This window comes from Streptomyces sp. CNP082 (genome assembly GCF_059570535.1).
This window is the reverse complement of record NZ_JCANSZ010000024.1, coordinates 66,796-82,641: the sequence shown is the minus strand read 5'-3', so window position 1 is coordinate 82,641 and position 15,846 is coordinate 66,796. Positions and strand designations below refer to the sequence as shown.

General features: G+C 73.2%; 14 protein-coding genes. 6 read left to right on the top strand and 8 right to left on the bottom strand.

The features are described 5' to 3' along the window. Positions 1 to 44: 44 nt before the first annotated feature. From B124_RS20010 to B124_RS19990, 5 genes are all read right to left on the bottom strand, one after another. Complete coding sequence (locus B124_RS20010) at positions 45 to 884, bottom strand: carbohydrate ABC transporter permease (RefSeq protein ID WP_496504255.1); 840 nt, start codon at positions 882 to 884, stop codon at positions 45 to 47. Further along, positions 874 to 1,827, bottom strand: coding sequence for a carbohydrate ABC transporter permease (locus B124_RS20005; protein WP_496504254.1), 954 nt, complete (start codon positions 1,825 to 1,827; stop codon positions 874 to 876). The genes B124_RS20010 and B124_RS20005 overlap by 11 nt, the downstream gene beginning before the upstream one ends. 10 nt (positions 1,828 to 1,837) lie before the next feature. Further along, positions 1,838 to 3,133: an ABC transporter substrate-binding protein gene (locus tag B124_RS20000; protein ID WP_496504253.1), complete on the bottom strand. Its 1,296-nt coding sequence runs from the start codon at positions 3,131 to 3,133 to the stop codon at positions 1,838 to 1,840. Between the two features lie 43 nt (positions 3,134 to 3,176). Further along, a complete protein-coding gene (locus B124_RS19995; protein WP_496504252.1) occupies positions 3,177 to 4,775 on the bottom strand; it encodes an FAD-dependent oxidoreductase in 1,599 nt (532 codons plus the stop codon). Positions 4,776 to 4,837: 62 nt separating this feature from the next. Further along, positions 4,838 to 5,857, bottom strand: coding sequence for a LacI family DNA-binding transcriptional regulator (locus tag B124_RS19990; RefSeq protein WP_496504271.1), 1,020 nt, complete (start codon positions 5,855 to 5,857; stop codon positions 4,838 to 4,840). A gap of 279 nt (positions 5,858 to 6,136) precedes the next feature. Between B124_RS19990 and B124_RS19985 the strand changes: the two genes are divergently transcribed. Then, positions 6,137 to 6,283, top strand: a complete 147-nt coding sequence (locus B124_RS19985; protein WP_496504251.1) for a hypothetical protein — start codon at positions 6,137 to 6,139, stop codon at positions 6,281 to 6,283. 44 nt (positions 6,284 to 6,327) lie between these two features. Here B124_RS19985 and B124_RS19980 read toward each other — a convergent pair whose 3' ends face one another. Beyond that, the gene (locus B124_RS19980) at positions 6,328 to 7,632 is read right to left on the bottom strand and encodes a beta propeller lectin (protein ID WP_496504250.1); all 1,305 of its coding nucleotides are present in this window, start codon (positions 7,630 to 7,632) and stop codon (positions 6,328 to 6,330) included. A gap of 218 nt (positions 7,633 to 7,850) precedes the next feature. On the opposite strand from B124_RS19980, the gene B124_RS19975 reads away from it, so the two are divergent. Further along, positions 7,851 to 9,500 (top strand): FAD-binding oxidoreductase, encoded by a 1,650-nt coding sequence (locus B124_RS19975; RefSeq protein WP_496504249.1) that lies wholly within the window; start codon positions 7,851 to 7,853, stop codon positions 9,498 to 9,500. Between the two features lie 264 nt (positions 9,501 to 9,764). Here B124_RS19975 and B124_RS19970 read toward each other — a convergent pair whose 3' ends face one another. Together B124_RS19970 and B124_RS19965 are read right to left on the bottom strand one after the other, a co-directional pair. Further along, entirely contained in the window at positions 9,765 to 10,988 is a 1,224-nt protein-coding gene (locus tag B124_RS19970; RefSeq protein ID WP_496504248.1) for a hypothetical protein, read from the bottom strand. A 400-nt stretch (positions 10,989 to 11,388) separates the two neighbouring features. Then, on the bottom strand, positions 11,389 to 13,194 hold the full coding sequence (locus tag B124_RS19965; RefSeq protein WP_496504247.1) for a pectate lyase-like domain-containing protein: 1,806 nt from the start codon (positions 13,192 to 13,194) through the stop codon (positions 11,389 to 11,391). Positions 13,195 to 13,441: 247 nt separating this feature from the next. Between B124_RS19965 and B124_RS19960 the strand changes: the two genes are divergently transcribed. From B124_RS19960 to B124_RS19945, 4 genes are read left to right on the top strand one after another with little or no spacing between them, the layout of a single operon-like run. Beyond that, entirely contained in the window at positions 13,442 to 13,657 is a 216-nt protein-coding gene (locus B124_RS19960) for a hypothetical protein (RefSeq protein ID WP_101420395.1), read from the top strand. Continuing rightward, positions 13,654 to 14,115, top strand: a complete 462-nt coding sequence (locus tag B124_RS19955; RefSeq protein ID WP_496504246.1) for a Clp protease N-terminal domain-containing protein — start codon at positions 13,654 to 13,656, stop codon at positions 14,113 to 14,115. The genes B124_RS19960 and B124_RS19955 overlap by 4 nt, the downstream gene beginning before the upstream one ends. After that, positions 14,112 to 15,008 carry an ABC transporter ATP-binding protein gene (locus B124_RS19950; protein WP_496504245.1) on the top strand — a complete coding sequence of 299 codons (897 nt, stop codon included), beginning with the start codon at positions 14,112 to 14,114 and terminating at the stop codon, positions 15,006 to 15,008. Before B124_RS19955 ends, B124_RS19950 begins: the two co-directional genes overlap by 4 nt. After that, positions 15,005 to 15,844: an ABC transporter permease gene (locus tag B124_RS19945; RefSeq protein ID WP_496504244.1), complete on the top strand. Its 840-nt coding sequence runs from the start codon at positions 15,005 to 15,007 to the stop codon at positions 15,842 to 15,844. Before B124_RS19950 ends, B124_RS19945 begins: the two co-directional genes overlap by 4 nt. The last annotated feature ends 2 nt before the right edge of the window (positions 15,845 to 15,846 follow it).

Below are 15,846 nucleotides of genomic sequence, written 5' to 3'. Positions count from 1 at the left end.
CATGGCGGCTCCTGCGGCAGGAGGGAACGTACGGGAAAGGAAGGTCACTTCAGACCGGAGTGCGCGAGGCCCTCCACGAACTGGCGCTGCGCGAAGACGAACACGGCCAGCACCGGCAGCGCCGTCAGCGACGCCGCGGCGAGTTGCACGTCCCACATCGGGCCGCCGTAGTTGTCGGTGAACTGCGTCAGTGCCTGCGGCAGCGTGAACTTCTCCGGGGTGGACAGGTACACGATGGGCTCCAGATACAGGTTCCAGCTGTGCAGGAACGTGAAGATCCCCACCGCCGCCAGGGCCGGCCGGGCCAGCGGCAGCGCGATGCGCCAGTAGATCGCGAAGCGGCCCAGGCCGTCCATCCGGGCGGCCTCCTCCAGCTCGGCCGGCAGCGTGATGAAGAACTGCCGCATGATGAACGTCGCCAGCACGCTCGGCGCCCCGAGGACCGGCACCAGGACCAGCGGCCAGTGCGTGTCCGTCATCCCCCAGTCGTTGAACATCTGGAACAGCGGCACGATGGTGACCTCGCTGGGGATCAGCAGGCCGGTGAGCACCACCAGGAACAGCGCGTTCTGGCCGCGGAAGCGGATGCGCGCGAAGGCGTAGCCGGCCATCGACGACACCGCGAGCGTGCCGATGGTCACCGCGACCGCGATGTACATGCTGTTCCAGTACTGCTGCGCGAACGGCTGGAGGTCGAAGACCCGCTCGTACGCGCCGAACCCGGGGCTCTCGGGCAGCAGCGACGGCGGGAACGCGAAGATCTCGCTGGCCGGCTTCAGCGACGAGGTGACCATCCACCACGTCGGGAAGACGAACGGGACGAGGAGCACCAGCAGCACCCCGTAGAGCACGAGTCTGGCGCGCCGGGTCGGCTTATGACTCATGGAAGACCCACTTCTTGCGCATCTGCCACTGCACGACGGTCAGCACGAGCACGATGAGGAAGAGCAGTACGGAGAGCGTCGCGCCGTAGCCGAAGTGGTGGAACTCGAACGCCTGCTGGTAGAGGTAGTAGACGAGAACCGTGGTGGAGTTGCCGGGGCCGCCCTGGGTGAGCACGGCGATCTGGGCGAACACCTGGAGCGAGCCGACCACCGTGATGATCGACGTGAGCAGGATCGTCGGGCTGATCAGCGGCACGGTGATCCGCAGGAACTGCCGACAGCGCCCGGCGCCGTCCACGGTGGCGGCCTCGTACAGCTCCCGGGGCACGCCCTGCAGCGCGGCCAGGAACAGCACCATGTTCAGGCCCACGTTCTTGAAGACCTGCACGACGATCACCGAGATCATCGACGACGTCTCGCCGCGCAGCCAGTTGGGTCCTTCGATGCCGACCAGGTCGAGCCCGGCGTTGATGCCGCCGTTCTTCTGCAGCAGGAAGCCCCACACGATCGTCCAGGCGACCAGCGAGACCACGACGGGCGAGAAGAACAGGGTGCGGAAGACGGTGTTGCCGCGCAGCTTCTGGTTGAGCAGCACCGCCAGCGCCAGCGCCAGGCTGAGGTTCAGCACCACCAGGCCGACGGAGAAGAACGCGGTGGCGCGCAGCACGCCGGGCAGCTTGGGGTCGTCGGCCAGCGCCCGGTAGTTGTCCGCGCCCACCCCGTGGAAGCTGCCGGCCAGCACGTTCCACTCGTGGAAGCTGTACCAGAAGACCAGGCCGAGGGGGATCAGGACGAACAGGACACTGCCCAGTAGCTGCGGGGCGATGAACAGGTAGCCGGCCATCTGGTCCCGGCGGCGGGCGGTCCAGAAGGGCCGCCGGGAGCCGTCCCCGCCGGGGCGCGGGGGAGCGGCCTTGGCCCGGGCGCGTTCCAGGGTCGCCATGGGAGCGCCGTCACTTCTCCAGTTGCGGCTGGATCGCCGAGCAGACGTCCTGGAGCGCCTTGGCCACGTCGGCGTCCGGCTTCCACAGCGGGTCGAGCGCGGCGCGTACGGACTCGAAGAGCTCCGCCTGGTTGGTGTGGGTGGGCTTGACCTCGCCGTTCTCGATGCCGCCGACGACGACCTCGTCGAGCTGCGCGGGCTTGAGCAGCGGGTTGCTCTGGGCGAGGGTCTCGGCGTCCAGTTGGGAGCTGCGGGCCTGCGGGAAGTAGCGGCCGAGGGCGGCGGAGTTCTTCTCGTTCGTCATGAACGCCAGGAAGTCCACGGCCTCCTCGACGTTGTCGCCGTTGCCGAGCACCCCGAGGCCGGCCTGCCCGATCACGTCGTACGAGCCCGCCGGGCCCTCCGGCAGCGGCACGAAGTCCCAGGCGAAGCTGTCGTCCAGCAGTGAGGCCCGGCTGATCTGGGTGACGGTCATCGCCGCCTCGCCGGAGAAGAAGTCCGCGGTGGTGCCCGGCCCGGGCATCGCCTCGTCCTCGAAGATCGTCTCGTGCAGGAACGTCATCGCCTCGGTCATCTCGGGGGAGTCGAACGCGCAGGTCTTGCCGTCCTCGCTCCAGGGATCGGCGCCCCAGCCGTCCCAGACGGTGGCCAGGTTGTCCCACAGCTTGTAGTCGAAGTCGCCGATGACCATGCCGGCCTCGCCGGTCTCGTCCCGCACGGCGCCGCCGACCTCGGCGACCTGCTCCCAGGTCCACTTGCCCTGCTCGATCAGCTCGGCCGGGGCGGGCTGGCCGGCCTCCTTCAGCATGTCGGTGTTGACGAAGACGCCGAACGGGGAGGTGGAGAAGGGGTACGCGTAGAGCTTGCCCTCGTGCTGCCACAGCTTCTTCGCCGACGGCAGCACGTCCTTGTCGTCCTCGATCTCCGCGAGCGCGCCGGAGGTGACGAAGTCGGGGGCCGAGTTCTCGAAGATCCAGGCCAGGTCCGGGGCCTTGCCGCCGGCTATCTGGGTGGTCAGCGTGGTGGTGTAGTCCTCGACCGGGAGGGTGTCGAACTTGATCTCCTTCACCTCCGGGTGCTGCTTGCGGTAGTCCGCGGCGATCCCGTTCAGGAGCTTCAGATGCTCCTCGTTGCCGGTCCAGATGGTCATGCGCAGCGTGACCGGACCGCCGTCGGAGCCGGAGCCGCCGTCGGAGCCGCCGCACGCGGTGAGCGCGAGCAGGCCGGCGGCGGCGAGGGCGACGGGCTTTCCGCGGACGAGGGTTCCTCTGCTGGACCGGGTGCTGAGCCGTGCTGGCGAAGACATGCGGGCGCCTCCTCGGATGTCGGTTCTGTCGGTGGCCGTGCGGTCAGTAACCGCTGATGTCGGGCCAGCGCAGCTCGACACCGTGGGCGGTCAGGGTGCGCTGGAAGTCCTGGAGCAGACGGGGGGTGTTGCGTACGGCGCGGGGGGTGAGGCCGTGCGCGACGCAGTGGGCCGCGAGCAGCCCTGCGGCCTCGCCGATGTTCCACTCGACGGGGTGCAGGCGGTAGCAGCCGTTGGTGATGTGGGTGGTGCCGATGTTCTTGCCGGCCGGCAGCAGGTTCTCCGTACGCTGCGGGAGCAGCGCGCCGAGCGGGATCTCGAACGGGCTGGACGGCACGTCGATGTACGTGTCGCGCCCGGTGGAGGGATGCAGGTCGATGCGGTACATGCCGATGCCGACCGAGTCGGCGTAGCTCACCGCGCCCTTGCCGCCGCGCGCGTCGAGCGACAGGTCCTGCTCCACGACGGTGTACTCGGCCCGGATGCGCCGCGACTCGCGGATGTACGGGGCCATCGCCAGCCCGTCCGCGCCGCCGCCGGTGATGTCGCCGCGCAGCCGCAGTCCAGGGAAGCCGGTGCCGCCGTCGGGGCGCGGGGCCTCGGTCTGCATCCAGTACAGCAGCGACAGCGACAGCCCGCGGGCCTCCTCCAGCCGCGCCGCGGCGTCCGGCACGTCGATGACCGGGGCCTCGAAGTAGTCGATCATCGGCCAGTTGACGAGGGTGACGTCGCTGGCGTACGCGCCGGGCGTGAACTGGTCGCGGGCGGCGATGCGGCGGAACGTCCACAGGTTCGTATCCCCGCCGCTGCGCCGCTGGTCGGCGACGACGGCGAGCGGGTCGTCGCCCGGGTTCGGGGTGAACTCGCGCTCGACCAGCTCCAGCGTCCGCGGGTGCGGGGCCCGCCAGGACAGCAGGGGGGCACCCCAGAACTCCGGTTCGTAGGAACGCCAGAAGTCGTAGGAGGCGGGCCGGTCGATGGTGTGGTCGCCGTCGACGTGATCGACCGCGAAACAGTACGACACCGCCTGCATGTTGAGCGGCTGCGCCTCGTCGGGGGCGCTGGGCTCGCCGGTCTGCGCGCCGGACTCGAAGCCGGTGACGTACTCGGTGCCGGTCAGCGGCAGCAGTTCCCCGGTCTCGGTGGCGTCCAGGACGTACGGCGCGGTGAGCGTCAGCGGCTCGCCGCCGCCGGGGCGCTCGACGGTCACGGAGGTGACGCGGTCGCCGTCGGTCTCGGCGGCCACGGGACGGTAGGGGTGCAGCACGGTCAGCCGGCCGGCGCCGCGGTACGGGGCCAGCAGCGTGTCGAGCACCGCGACCGCCACCCGCGGCTCGTGGCAGAGCCGGCTGACGTGCCCGGCGCCGGGGTTGAGGTCCGGCTTGGCGCGGGCGGCTGCGGTGAGGGGGTAGTGGCGGCGGTAGTAGTCGCGGATGCCTTCGCGCAGCGCCCGGTACGAGGCGGTGGCGCCGAACTGCTCGATCCAGGTGTGCTCGTCGGGGGGTACGGCCTGGCTGGTGAGCTGACCGCCCAGCCAGTCGTACTCCTCGGTGAGGATCACCGACCGGCCGGCGCGCAGCGCGCCGAGCGCGGCGGCGACGCCTCCGGTGCCGCCGCCGACGACGAGGACATCTGCGTGCATGGGCCACTCCTTGGGGGGTGCTGAGTCGTGGGCGGGGACAGGGGGACGGGTACGGGGGCCGGTCAGCGGGCGGGGGCGGCGAGCGTGACGCCCTCGACGAGGAGGCAGTCCAGCAGCCCCCGGGTGTGCTCGGCCCGGCCGTGCAGCATGCCGGTGAGCAGGTCGACGGCCTGCCGGCCCATCTCGGTGCGGGGGATGCGGAATCCGGTGAACTCCACCGGTGCGTCCACCGGCGTGGTGGGGTCGCCCAGGGCCAGCACCGACAGGTCCCGCGGCACGTCGAGACCGCGGGCCGCGGCAGCCTCGTACAACTCGACGGCGTCCTTCTCGAACTCCACGAACACCGCCGTCACCCCGGCGTCGAGCAGCCGCTCCAGCCACTCCGCGGCAGGTCGCCCCTGCGCCAGATGCGGCGCCTCGTCCCCCGCCGCCTGCCGGAACCCGGTGAGCCGGTCCGCGGACGACTCCGCCCCCGCGCCCGGCCCGGCGAACGCCAGCCGCCGGTGCCCCAGCGCCCGCGCCCGCTCCACGAGCCGGGCGGTGGCGGCGACGTAGTCGGCGCCGATGTACGGCACGGGTCCGCCGTCGGCGTCGTCGCGGCGGCCCACGCAGACGAAGGGGTACCTCTCGGCGACCAGCCGGCTCAGCTCCCCGTGCGGGATCTCGCGGCCGAGGAGCACACAGCCGTCGGCCACCCGCAGCCGGTTGTTCTCGTGGAAGATGCGCCGCCGCCCGGCGGTCACCGGCGCGGAGGTGAACAGCAGCAGGTCGCAGCCGCTGCGCTCGGCGCTCTCCTCGATGCCGCGCAGGAAGGGGTGGTAGAAGTCGGCGCTGGTGCTGGGGAAGACGGGCTCGTAGGTGAAGACCCCGAGGATCTGGTTGAGCTGTTTGGTCAGCCGGCGGGCCATGGGGTCCGCGGCGTAGCCGGTCTCGCGGATCACGCGCAGCACGCGCTCGCGGGTCTCCGGGGCGATCCGGGCGGCGTCGGGGCGGTCGTTGAGCACGAGCGAGACGGTCGTCTGGCTGACGCCGGCGAGCCGGGCTATGTCGCGCTGGGTGAGTCTGCCGGGGGCTTCTGGCATGGCAAGCAGGGCCTTCACGGTGGGTAGCTAATGCGTATTGCCTAACTGCTGTGCGAGGAACCTAGAACCGTCCGCGGAGGGCCGTCAAGGGTGTTGCAGCAGTGGTAATGCGAATTAGCAGATTCCCGGGGAAGATTGCGCCCGATTGCGCGAGGTTCGCGCCGTACGCGGGGCCGCGACGCCGTCGCGGCGCGTACCCGGCTGCCGGGCTCGACGGGCTGCGCCCGACGCCGCCGTGCGAGCGACGTGGAGCGGCGACAGATCGCAAACGCGCGTGAAGTGATCGAGCTTGCCGGGTGCGCGCTCGACACCGTGGCGACGACCGATGAGGCGAAATTCGTCATCGAGCGCCTGAAGGAGTGCGCGATCGAACTGCTCGACATCTGTGACGTGCGAGGCGAACGACTGGCCGAGCGTTCGACGTGAAGCCGCCACCTGCCGGCGCCGGCCACCGGCGCCGGCTGCGCGCCTCACGCGCCGGGCACGGTCCCCCGGTGGGCCAGCGCGACGGCTGACCCGCGCGCCGCGGACCCCGGCGCCGCGATCTGGACCGGTTTGCGCCAACTGCCGTCCCGTAACGTGCACATGGAGTGCACCGCGCCGTCCGTGCCCGCGAACACCGCGTTGAGCCGGTGCGCCGCCGCCAGGCGCCCGAGGCCGATCGCCGTCGTCGGCGCGCACGTGCCCGGCGGGGCGGCGGTCACGGGCCTGCGCCAGCCCGCCGCGCCGGCCGCGGACAGCGCCAGCACGGAGCCGTCGGCGCCGGCGACCACCGCGTCCAGCCGCTCCGCGGACTTCCCGGACGCGAGCGTCACGGGTGCGCCGGGCGCGCAGTCGCCCGCCGCCGTGAGGACCTCGGGGCCGGTCCACGGGCCGGAGCCGTCGGCCCGCATGACCCGTACCGAACCGTCGGCGCCGGTGAACAGCGCGGTCAGCCGGGGCGCTTCGTCCTGGGCGGCGCTGTCCCGGGCGGCGCTGTCCTGGCAGGCGTTGCCCGGGGCGGTGCTGTCCTGGGAGGCGAGCGTCACCGCCGTGCCCGGCGCGCAGGTGCCGGGCGGGGTGAGGGCGGCGGGCCCCTGCCACGGGTGGTCGACGTCCGCCCACAGCGCCTGGACGGACCCGTCGGCGTCCGCGTACACCGCCTCAAGACGCTCGGCCGGCCCGCGCCGGCCCAGCCCGATCGGGGTGCCCGGGACGCAGGTGCCGGGCGGGGTGAGCGCCGCCGGCCCGCTCCACGACCCGTCGCCGGCCGACCACAGCGCCAGCACCGAGCCGTCCGCGCCGGTGCACAGCGCGTCTAACTGGTCCCTCGTCCGCTGGTGCGCGAGAGTGATCGCGGCGCCGGGCGCGCAGGTCCCCGGCCGCGCGACGGCCGCCGGGCCGTGCCAACCGCAGCCCGCCACGGTCCACATGACGTGAACCGCCCCGTCCGCGGACGTGTACGCCGCGTCCAGGCGGCCGGCGGGCGCCCGGTGCGCCAGCCCGACCGGGGTGCCGGGACGGCAGCTTCCGACGGGCGCGACGACGGCGGGCCCGTGCCACGGCCCGCCCTTCGGCGCCGACAGTGAACGCACTGTTCCGTCGGGTCCGGTGAAGAGCGCACGCGCCTGCGCAAAGACGTCGGACTGCGGCATCCTGGCCTCCGGGTGAGTGGCCGCGGGCCCGGTGGCGAGCGCGACGGCCAGTGGGGGACCGGAGCGCCTGTCGTCGGCGGTCAAGCCGTACGGCGGCGCACCCGGGAACGCGGAGCAACTGTCGTGCCGGAAGTGCGTCACGTCATCCCCTTCAAATGGCACGGTGCTGTCACCGTGTGGTGCCCTTCGTTGGTAACACCCTGCCCTCCGGCCGTCGATCGTCGTTTGAGGCTATGTGGAGCCGCCGCCTCAGGGCCGCTGTCAAGAGTGCGGAAACGCCTGAAGGAGTGATCCCATGGCGGGAATTCGGGCCATCATTGGCTGGAACCGGGCCGGGTGTGACGGGGGAGGAGGGGCGTATGACGCGATCCTGGTGGGGCTGGGGCAACGTCGAGGACGCGGTGCGCGGCGCCGAACTCGCCGCGCTGCTCGACCGGGTGCGGCTGCTGTCGGCCGCCGAGCCCGAGGACCACGCGCCGCCGCCCGTCTCCTCCCTCGTCCTGCCCCCGCCCCGGGTCGAGCCGCCGGCCTCGCTGGCCGGGCTGTGCTCCGCGGACCCCGCAGACCGCGCCGCGCACACCCACGGCAAGGCGTTCCGCGACGTCGTACGCAACCTGCACGGCGACCTGCGCCACCCGCCGGACCTCGTCGCCCGGCCGCGTCACGAGCGCGACGTCGCCGATCTGCTCGACTGGTGCACCCGCGCGGGCGTCGCCGCGATCCCCTACGGCGGCGGCAGTTCCGTGGTCGGCGGGGTCGAGCCGCGCTTCGCGGACGAACGCCCGGCGGTCACCCTCGACCTGGGGCATCTGGACGCGGTGCTGGAGGTCGACACGACAAGCCGTGCGGCCCGTATCCAGACGGGCGTGTTCGGGCCCCCGCTGGCGGAGCAACTGCGCCCGCACGGCCTGGCGTTGCGGCACTTCCCGCAGTCCTTCGAGTTCTCCACGCTCGGCGGCTGGCTGGCCACCCGCGCCGGCGGTCACTACGCCACGCTCGACACGCACATCGACGATCTCGTGGAGTCCCTGCGGGTGGTCTCGCCGGCCGGCACCGGCGAGTCCCGGCGGCTGCCCGGATCGGGCGCGGGCCCGTCGCCCGACCGGCTGTTCCTGGGCAGCGAGGGCGCGCTCGGGGTGATCACAGAGGCGTGGCTGCGGCTGCAGCAGCGCCCGCGGTGGCGCGCGCGGGCGTCGGTGCGCTTCGCGGACTTCACCGCGGCGGTGGCGGCGACCCGGGCGGTCGCGCAGAGCGGACTGTACCCCGCGAACTGCCGGCTGCTCGACCCGGCCGAGGCGCTGGTCCACGCGGGGGTGAGCACCGGCGGGGGCCTGCTCGTGCTCGGCTTCGAGTCCGCGGACCACCCGGTGGCCGGCCGGCTGGCGCGGGCCCTGGAGCTGTGCCGCGACCACGGCGGCGCACCGGAGGCGCCGGAGGAGCCGGAAGAGCAGGCCGTACGGGACGCATCCGGCGGTGCCGCGGAGCCGGGCGACGGGCCCGGCGCCGGGGAGCCGGACGCCGGCGGCGCGGGCGCGGCCTGGCGGTCGGCGTTCCTGCGGATGCCGTACCAGCGCGACGCACTCGTCCGCCACGGCATGGTCGTCGAGACCTTCGAGACGGCCTGCACCTGGGACGCCTTCGGCGCGCTGCACCACGCCGTCGCCGACGCCGCACACCGCGCCGTCCGCGCGGCCACCGGCGGCGCGGGCGTGGTCACCTGCCGCTTCACCCACGTCTACCCGGACGGCCCCGCGCCGTACTTCGGCGTCATCGCGCCCGGCCGCTGGGGCAGCACCGTCGCGCAGTGGGACGAGATCAAGGCCGCGGTCTCGGAGGCGATCGCGGCGCACGGCGGCACGATCACGCACCACCACGCCGTCGGCCGCGACCACCGGCCGTGGTACGACCGCCAGCGCCCGGACCCCTTCGCCGCGGCGCTCGCCGCCGCGAAGTCGGCGCTCGACCCGGCCGGCATCCTCAACCCGGGGGTGCTGGTCCCCGAGCGGTGACGTCGCGGAGGGCCGGCCCGCGGATGGCGTCCCGCGGGGTGGTGCGGCGGACCCGGCACCATGACACCGCGGATCGTGGCCCGGCCGCTGGGCTCGCCCGCGACCGTAGCCGGCACGTCCGCCGCGGGCAGCGGCCCCGTTGCTGCGAACGGCGCGAATGTGCCGCACCCAGCGTGAAGCCGGCGTTCGGACTCGGGACAGTCGTGCTCGGGGTGCGCGTCGCCTGCACCACGCCGTGGGACACGACCGGCCCGCGGCCGGACCCTACTGCCCCGGCTGCCGCTGCCCGGGCTGCTGCGCCGGCAGCGGCGGCACGGGCGGGGGGCCGTGCTGGGGCTGCCGGGGCACGGACGGCTGGGGCGCGGACTGCTGGGGCGCCTGCGGCGCGTCCGGACGCTGCGGTGCCTGCTGCCGCGGGATCTGCTGAGTCTGCTGTGTCTGCGGGACCTGCTGGGTCTGCGGGGTCTGGCCGGCCTGTGAGGTCTGCCGGTCCTGCGGGGTCTGCCGGTCCTGCGGGGTCTGCCGGTCCTGCGGGGTCTGCCGGTCCTGCGGGGTCTGCCGGTCCTGCGGGGTCTGGCCGGTCTGCGAGGTCTGCCGGTCCTGCGGCTGCTGCCGCCGCCGCGCCGGGTCTGCGATGGCGACCACCGCCTGCTGTGCCTCCGCCAGCCGCGCCCGCGCCTCCTCGATGCGCCTGGCGTAGCGTTCCTGCTCCACCGCCGCCCGGATCTCGATCCGCTCGGCCGCCTGCCAGGCCCGGTCGCGCAGGTCCGCTGCCTCCAGCTCCGCCTCCCGCAGCAGCCGGGCCGCGTACTTCGCGTTGCCGTCACGGCGGCGCAGGTACTCCGAGCGCACGGCCTCCGCCTGCCCCTCCGCCGCGCCCAGCGCGTCCTCCAGCTCCTGCAGCCGCGACCCCGTCTCGCCGGCGAGCTTCCCCTCGCGCTCGGCCTGCGCCGACTGCTGCGCGCCGATGTGCGCGGCGGCCTCCAGCGTCACCTGCTGCGCGCGCTGGCGGGCCTCCTCGCGGGTGCCGTCCGCCTGCCGCTGCGCCTCGGCGATGAGCTGCCCCGCCGTCTCGTGCGCCTGCTTGATCCGCTGCCGCGCCCGCTGCTCGGCGTCGGCTCTGATGCGCTCGGCCTGCTGCTCCGACTCCTTGCCGCGCTCTGTCACGGCGGCGTGGGCGCCCTCCTTCAGCTCCCGGGACTCCTCCTCCGCCCGGGCGAGGATCCGGTCCGCCTCGGCCTTGGCGTCCAGATAGAGCTTGCCGGCGGTCTCGCCGAGCGACTCGTACGTCTGCGGGCCCAGCGCCGCGGCCTGTTCGAGGAGCTGGGCCAGATGCCGTCCGCTCGCCTCCACCTGTGTTTCGAGGTCTCTGGCGTGGCGTACGGCGGCTTCCCGCTCGGCGAGCAGGTCGCCGACGACGCGGTCGACCTGCTGCGGCGAGTAGCCGCGGCTCCTGGTGGCCATCATGAAATCGCCGGGTTGCATCATCTCGCCCATCGTGCCCTGTCGTCTCGGCTACGCACTTCACCCCATGATGCTGCATCCGCGCCCGGGAGCCGGCGGCCGGTCCCCGGGGCGCAGGCGGGTAGCGTGGCGTCGCCGGCGCTGCCCGCGCAAGTCCCGTGGCAGGGCCGCGTGCTGGCGGGCCGGGCAGCGCAGGTGGCACCGGGGCGGCTCCGGTCCCCGCGTCGGCACACGCGTCACCCTGCGGGGGAGCGCGGACTTCAGGACGGCGGGGAGAGCGCTCTCTGACTGCTGTTCCGCCGAGCGGTACGAGGGCGGCACGGCAGGGGTGCCCGGGGCCCGGGCCCGGCTCCGCGCAAGCCGCCGCCCCGCTCCCGGTGTCGGCGTGACCGGGCACGGGGCGTCTGCACCCGCCAGGTGCGGCTCAGGGGTAGGCGACGACCTTGGAGGGGATCGTGTCCGTGCCCGAGGTGGGATCGCCGTGGTCGTTGACGACGTGGGCGTACTGCCCCTGCCCGCCGAGCGAGACCACCATGATGTGGTGGAACTTGATCCCGGAGCCCGTGGGCGTGGCGAAGCCGTGCTCCTGGATGATGTCGGGGGCGACGTTGTAGTAGCAGTAACTGCCCATGCCCCAGCCCTCGTGCTGGGTGACGTCGTCGGCGACCTTGTAGGCGGCGTAGCCGCGCAGGTCGCCGTTCTGGATCGCGGCCTGGTTCGGCGCGTCGTACGCCTTCTCGTTCTGGAGGAAGACCGTGCGCCCGCGCTCGCCGTTCCACTGCACGTCGTACTTGTTGAAGTGCTCCACGAACAGCCCGGTGATCAGTACGTCGTCGCCGTTGACGACGAGGCCGTAGTCGCACCGGTTGGTCTCCCAGCCGACGCCGTCGCCGTGGTCCGCGCGCCAGATCCAGGTGTGGTCGACGAGCACGTGCCGGCTGTTGATCACCATGCTGGTGGTCGCCTTGCCGGGGCCCGCGCCGCCGATGCGGATGAACACGTCCTGCAGCGTGGCCGGGTTGCCCTCGTGGTCCGCGGACGAGCCCTCCGGACCCACCTCGAGCAGCACGTCGGAGTTCTCCGCACCGGCGTCGAGCAGGAAGCCGGCGAGCCGCACCCCGTCGGTGTCGGCGACGGTCATGGCGGCCACGCCGCCGTCCGGGATGATCGTGGGGTAGCCGATGCCGAGGACCACGGTGTCCGCCCGGTCGATCGCGATCGGCGCGTCCACGTGGTAGATCCCCGGGGTGAGCAGCAGGTGCTTGCCCTCCTGCAGGGCGGCGTTGATGCTCGCGGCGGTGGCGCCCTCCTTGACGACGTGGAAGTCGGACAGCGGCAGCGACTCGCCCTGCGGGCTGCCGCCGCCCCAGGTGGTGCCGCGCGCGTTGCGGCGCAGTGCCGGGAGGAAGACCTTGTACTCCTCACCGTCGATGTAGAGGAACGGCTTCTCGCGGGAGATCGGGGTGGTGTCCAGCGTGGTGTACGGCGGGTCGGGGAAGGACTGCGCCGGAGCGCCCTCGACGCCCGAGAAGACCATGTTCCACACGGCGTTGAGCCAGCCGCCGATGCTGCTGTCGCGGGTGTACCACTGCTGCTGCGAGTACGGCTGCACGGTGCCGTCGATGCGGCTGTCGGCGATGTAGCCGCCGCTGGCCCAGCCGTAGCCGTCCGGCGCCAGGTTGAGGTTGCCGCGCACGTGCATGCGGCGGAACGGCGCGGCCTGGGAGACGGCGAAGCGGTTGGTGCCGTTGACGGGGCTGAGTGACAGGTTCTCGGCCGAGCGCCAGAAGTTCTGGGTGGCGTTGCCGTTGAACCAGCCGGCGTCCACGGTCACGTCCCCGTTGATGTGCGTGTCGTCGGGGGACAGGCCGAGGCCGATGATCGAGGTGTAGAAGCCGAGTTGGGCGTTGAGGCCGTCGTACGTGCCGGGCTTGAAGAGCAGCGCGTAGCGGCCGGTGCCGAACTGCGCCGACTCCTGCTGGCGGAAGATCTGGTCCAGCCGGCCCTGAATGTCGGGCGAGGACGGGTCGAAGAAGATCACGTTGGGGCCGAGGTCGGGGTCGGCGAGCGGGCGGGCCGCGGTCCGCTGCGGCGCCGCGGTCGCCTGGGAGATCGCCAGGCCCGTGGCCGGCACCGCGGCTGCCGCCGCCGCGGCGGCCAGCAGGGTGCGGCGCGACGGGCCGGATCGTGCGGACGGCGTGGGTGAGTCGCCGGTGGGGGGTACGCGCATGGGTCACGTCTCCTGAGTCGTCGGCTCTTCGATCAGTCTTCAAGGAGTGAATGATCGAATGGCGAGAGAGCGCTCTCTCGTGCTGAGTTGGTCTACGCCTGCGAGTGGATGACGTCAAGGGGGTGCGCACATACCGGTGATTGCAGCGTGGTGAGTTCAAGGAGTGTGCACAGCCGGGAGCCTGCCCTTCCCGAGTATTAAGCAACTGGGGTTGACTATTCTTCGTTAGTCAACTTAGGTTGCTTGCATGGCAGATGACGATCCGGCAGACGCCCTGGCGGCGGTCGCGGCCCTGCGCCGCCTCGCCGACCGACTGGAGGACGCCGCCGTGGAACGGGCGATGCGTACCGGCTGGAGCTGGCCGCAGGTCGCCGAGGCGCTCGGCGTCACGCGCCAGGCGGTGCACAAGAAGCACGCCAAGCGGCTCATCGCCGCCGGCGTCACGCTGAGGAGGCGGGGATGAGCGCATTCGACAGGTACCTGCACGCGGTGCTCCTGGCCGCCGAGGCCGAGGCCCGCGAGGACGGCTCCGCGACCATGGAGGCGCGGCACGCGCTGCTCGCGGTCGCCGACCAGGACGGCACCGAGCCGCAGCGCGTCCTGGCCGCCGCCGGCCTCGGCCGCGCGGAGCTGCAGGCAGCGCTGGAGGGGGAGTTCGCGCACAGCCTCGGCGCCGCCGGCGTCGCGCTCGGCGCGTTCGACCTGCGCGCCACGCCCGACCCCGGCCGCCGGCCGCCGTTCGGCGCCTCGCTCAAGCTCGCCCTGGACCGCATGGCCGGCGCCCACCGCAAGAAGGACCTCACGCCGCTGCACCTGCTGTACGCGCTGCTGCAGGCCGAGGCCGGCCCCGTGCCCCGCGCGCTGGACCTCGCGGGCGTGGACCGGGCCGCCCTCGCCGCGCGCATCCGGGAGGCGCTGTGAGTACCGACGCGGCCGTCGCGGTCGCCGGGCTGCGCATGCGCTACGGCGCCACGGACGTCCTGCACGGCGTGGACCTGCGGGTACGGCACGGCGAGACGCTCGTTCTCCTCGGTCCCAACGGCGCCGGCAAGAGCACCACGATCGAGATCCTCGAAGGCTTCCGGGCCCGCTCCGCCGGCGAGGTCACCGTCCTCGGCGCCGATCCCGCGCACGGCGACGAGCACTGGCGCGCCCGCGTCGGCGTCGTCCTGCAGTCCTGGCGCGACCACGGCAAGTGGCGCGTCCGCGAACTGCTCGCCCACCTCGCCTCGTACTACGCCTGCCTCGGCCGCACCCCCTGGGACCCCGGAGAACTCGCCGACGCCGTCGGCCTCGGCGGTCTTGGCGCACGGAAGATCCGTACCCTCTCCGGCGGCCAGCGCCGCCGCCTCGACCTCGCCATCGGCATCGTCGGCCGCCCCGACCTGCTCTTCCTCGACGAGCCGACCACCGGCTTCGACCCCGAGGCGCGGCGTGCCTGCCACCGCCTCGTACGGGACCTCGGCAGCGCCGGCACCACCGTCCTGCTCACCACCCACGACCTGGACGAGGCAGAACGGCTCGCCGACCGCATCGCCATCCTCGACGCGGGCCGCATCATCGCCGACGGCACCCCCGCGGAACTCGCCCGCCGCATCGCCGGGGCCGACCGCGTCCGCTGGCGCCACCGCGGCCGGCCCCGGGCCCACGCCACCGCCGACTCCACCGCCTTCGTCCGCGGGCTCTTCGCGCGCCACGGCGCGGACATCGCAGAACTGGAGGTCCACCGGGCGTCGCTGGAGCAGACCTACCTCGCCCTCGTCCACGCGGCGGAGACCACGGCAGGGACCACCGCGGAAGGCAGCCCCCGGTGAACGCCCGCGTCCTGCGCACCGGGCTGCGGCGCGGCGCGATCGAGCTGCGCCAGTCGTTCACCAACGGCACCGAGCTGTTCAGCCACCTGTTCTGGCCGCTGCTCATGCTGGGCGTCCTGTGGTTCGTACGCGGGCGGGAGTTCGGCTCCACCGGCTTCATGCTCGGCGCCCTGACCCTGCCCGGGATCCTCGGCATGAACGTGTCCTTCGGCATGGTCACCATGAGCCAACTGCTCACCGCAGAACGGGAGGACGGCACGCTGCTGCGTGCCAGGGCCACCCCCAACGGCGTAGCCGGCTACCTCGTCGGCAAGGTCGTCTCCGTCGCCGGCGGCCTGCTGGCCGACCTCGCGCTCTTCCTCGTCCCCGCGCTGTTCCTCGTCGACGGCCTGCACCTCGACGCCGGCGCCTGGGGCCACCTGGCGGGCGTCGTCGCGCTCGGGATGGTCGCGACGCTGCCCATCGGGGCCGTGCTGGGCTCGGTGTTCGGCGACGCCCGCGCGCAGGGCCTCATCCAGCTCCCGGTGCTCGCGCTGATCGGGATCTCCGGCATCTTCTACCCCGTCACCGCGCTGCCGGAGTGGCTGCAGTGGACCGCACAGGTCTTCCCGCTGTACTGGCTCGGGCTCGGCATGCGCGCCGCGATGCTGCCCGACGCGGCGGCGGCCGTGGAGATCGGCGACTCCTGGCGGCTCTGGGAGACCGCCGGTGTGCTCGGCGCGTGGGCGGTGCTGGGCCTGGCGGTGGCGCCGGTGGTGCTGCGCCGGATGGCGCGCCGGGAGTCGGGCGCGAGGGTCGCGGCCCGCCGCGAGCGCGCGCTGCAGCGGGTGCGGTGAGC

Bases quoted from the DNA above. Each gene is read 5' to 3' on its own strand.
- B124_RS19995 (WP_496504252.1), bottom strand. From the start codon at position 4,775: ATGCACGCAGATGTCCTCGTCGTCGGCGGCGGCACCGGAGGCGTCGCC.
- B124_RS19960 (WP_101420395.1), top strand. From the start codon at position 13,442: ATGGCAGATGACGATCCGGCAGACGCCCTGGCGGCGGTCGCGGCCCTG.
- B124_RS19975 (WP_496504249.1), top strand. From the start codon at position 7,851: ATGACGCGATCCTGGTGGGGCTGGGGCAACGTCGAGGACGCGGTGCGC.
- B124_RS19955 (WP_496504246.1), top strand. From the start codon at position 13,654: ATGAGCGCATTCGACAGGTACCTGCACGCGGTGCTCCTGGCCGCCGAG.
- B124_RS20005 (WP_496504254.1), bottom strand. From the start codon at position 1,827: ATGGCGACCCTGGAACGCGCCCGGGCCAAGGCCGCTCCCCCGCGCCCC.
- B124_RS19970 (WP_496504248.1), bottom strand. From the start codon at position 10,988: ATGATGCAACCCGGCGATTTCATGATGGCCACCAGGAGCCGCGGCTAC.
- B124_RS20010 (WP_496504255.1), bottom strand. From the start codon at position 884: ATGAGTCATAAGCCGACCCGGCGCGCCAGACTCGTGCTCTACGGGGTG.
- B124_RS19965 (WP_496504247.1), bottom strand. From the start codon at position 13,194: ATGCGCGTACCCCCCACCGGCGACTCACCCACGCCGTCCGCACGATCC.
- B124_RS20000 (WP_496504253.1), bottom strand. From the start codon at position 3,133: ATGTCTTCGCCAGCACGGCTCAGCACCCGGTCCAGCAGAGGAACCCTC.
- B124_RS19990 (WP_496504271.1), bottom strand. From the start codon at position 5,857: ATGCCAGAAGCCCCCGGCAGACTCACCCAGCGCGACATAGCCCGGCTC.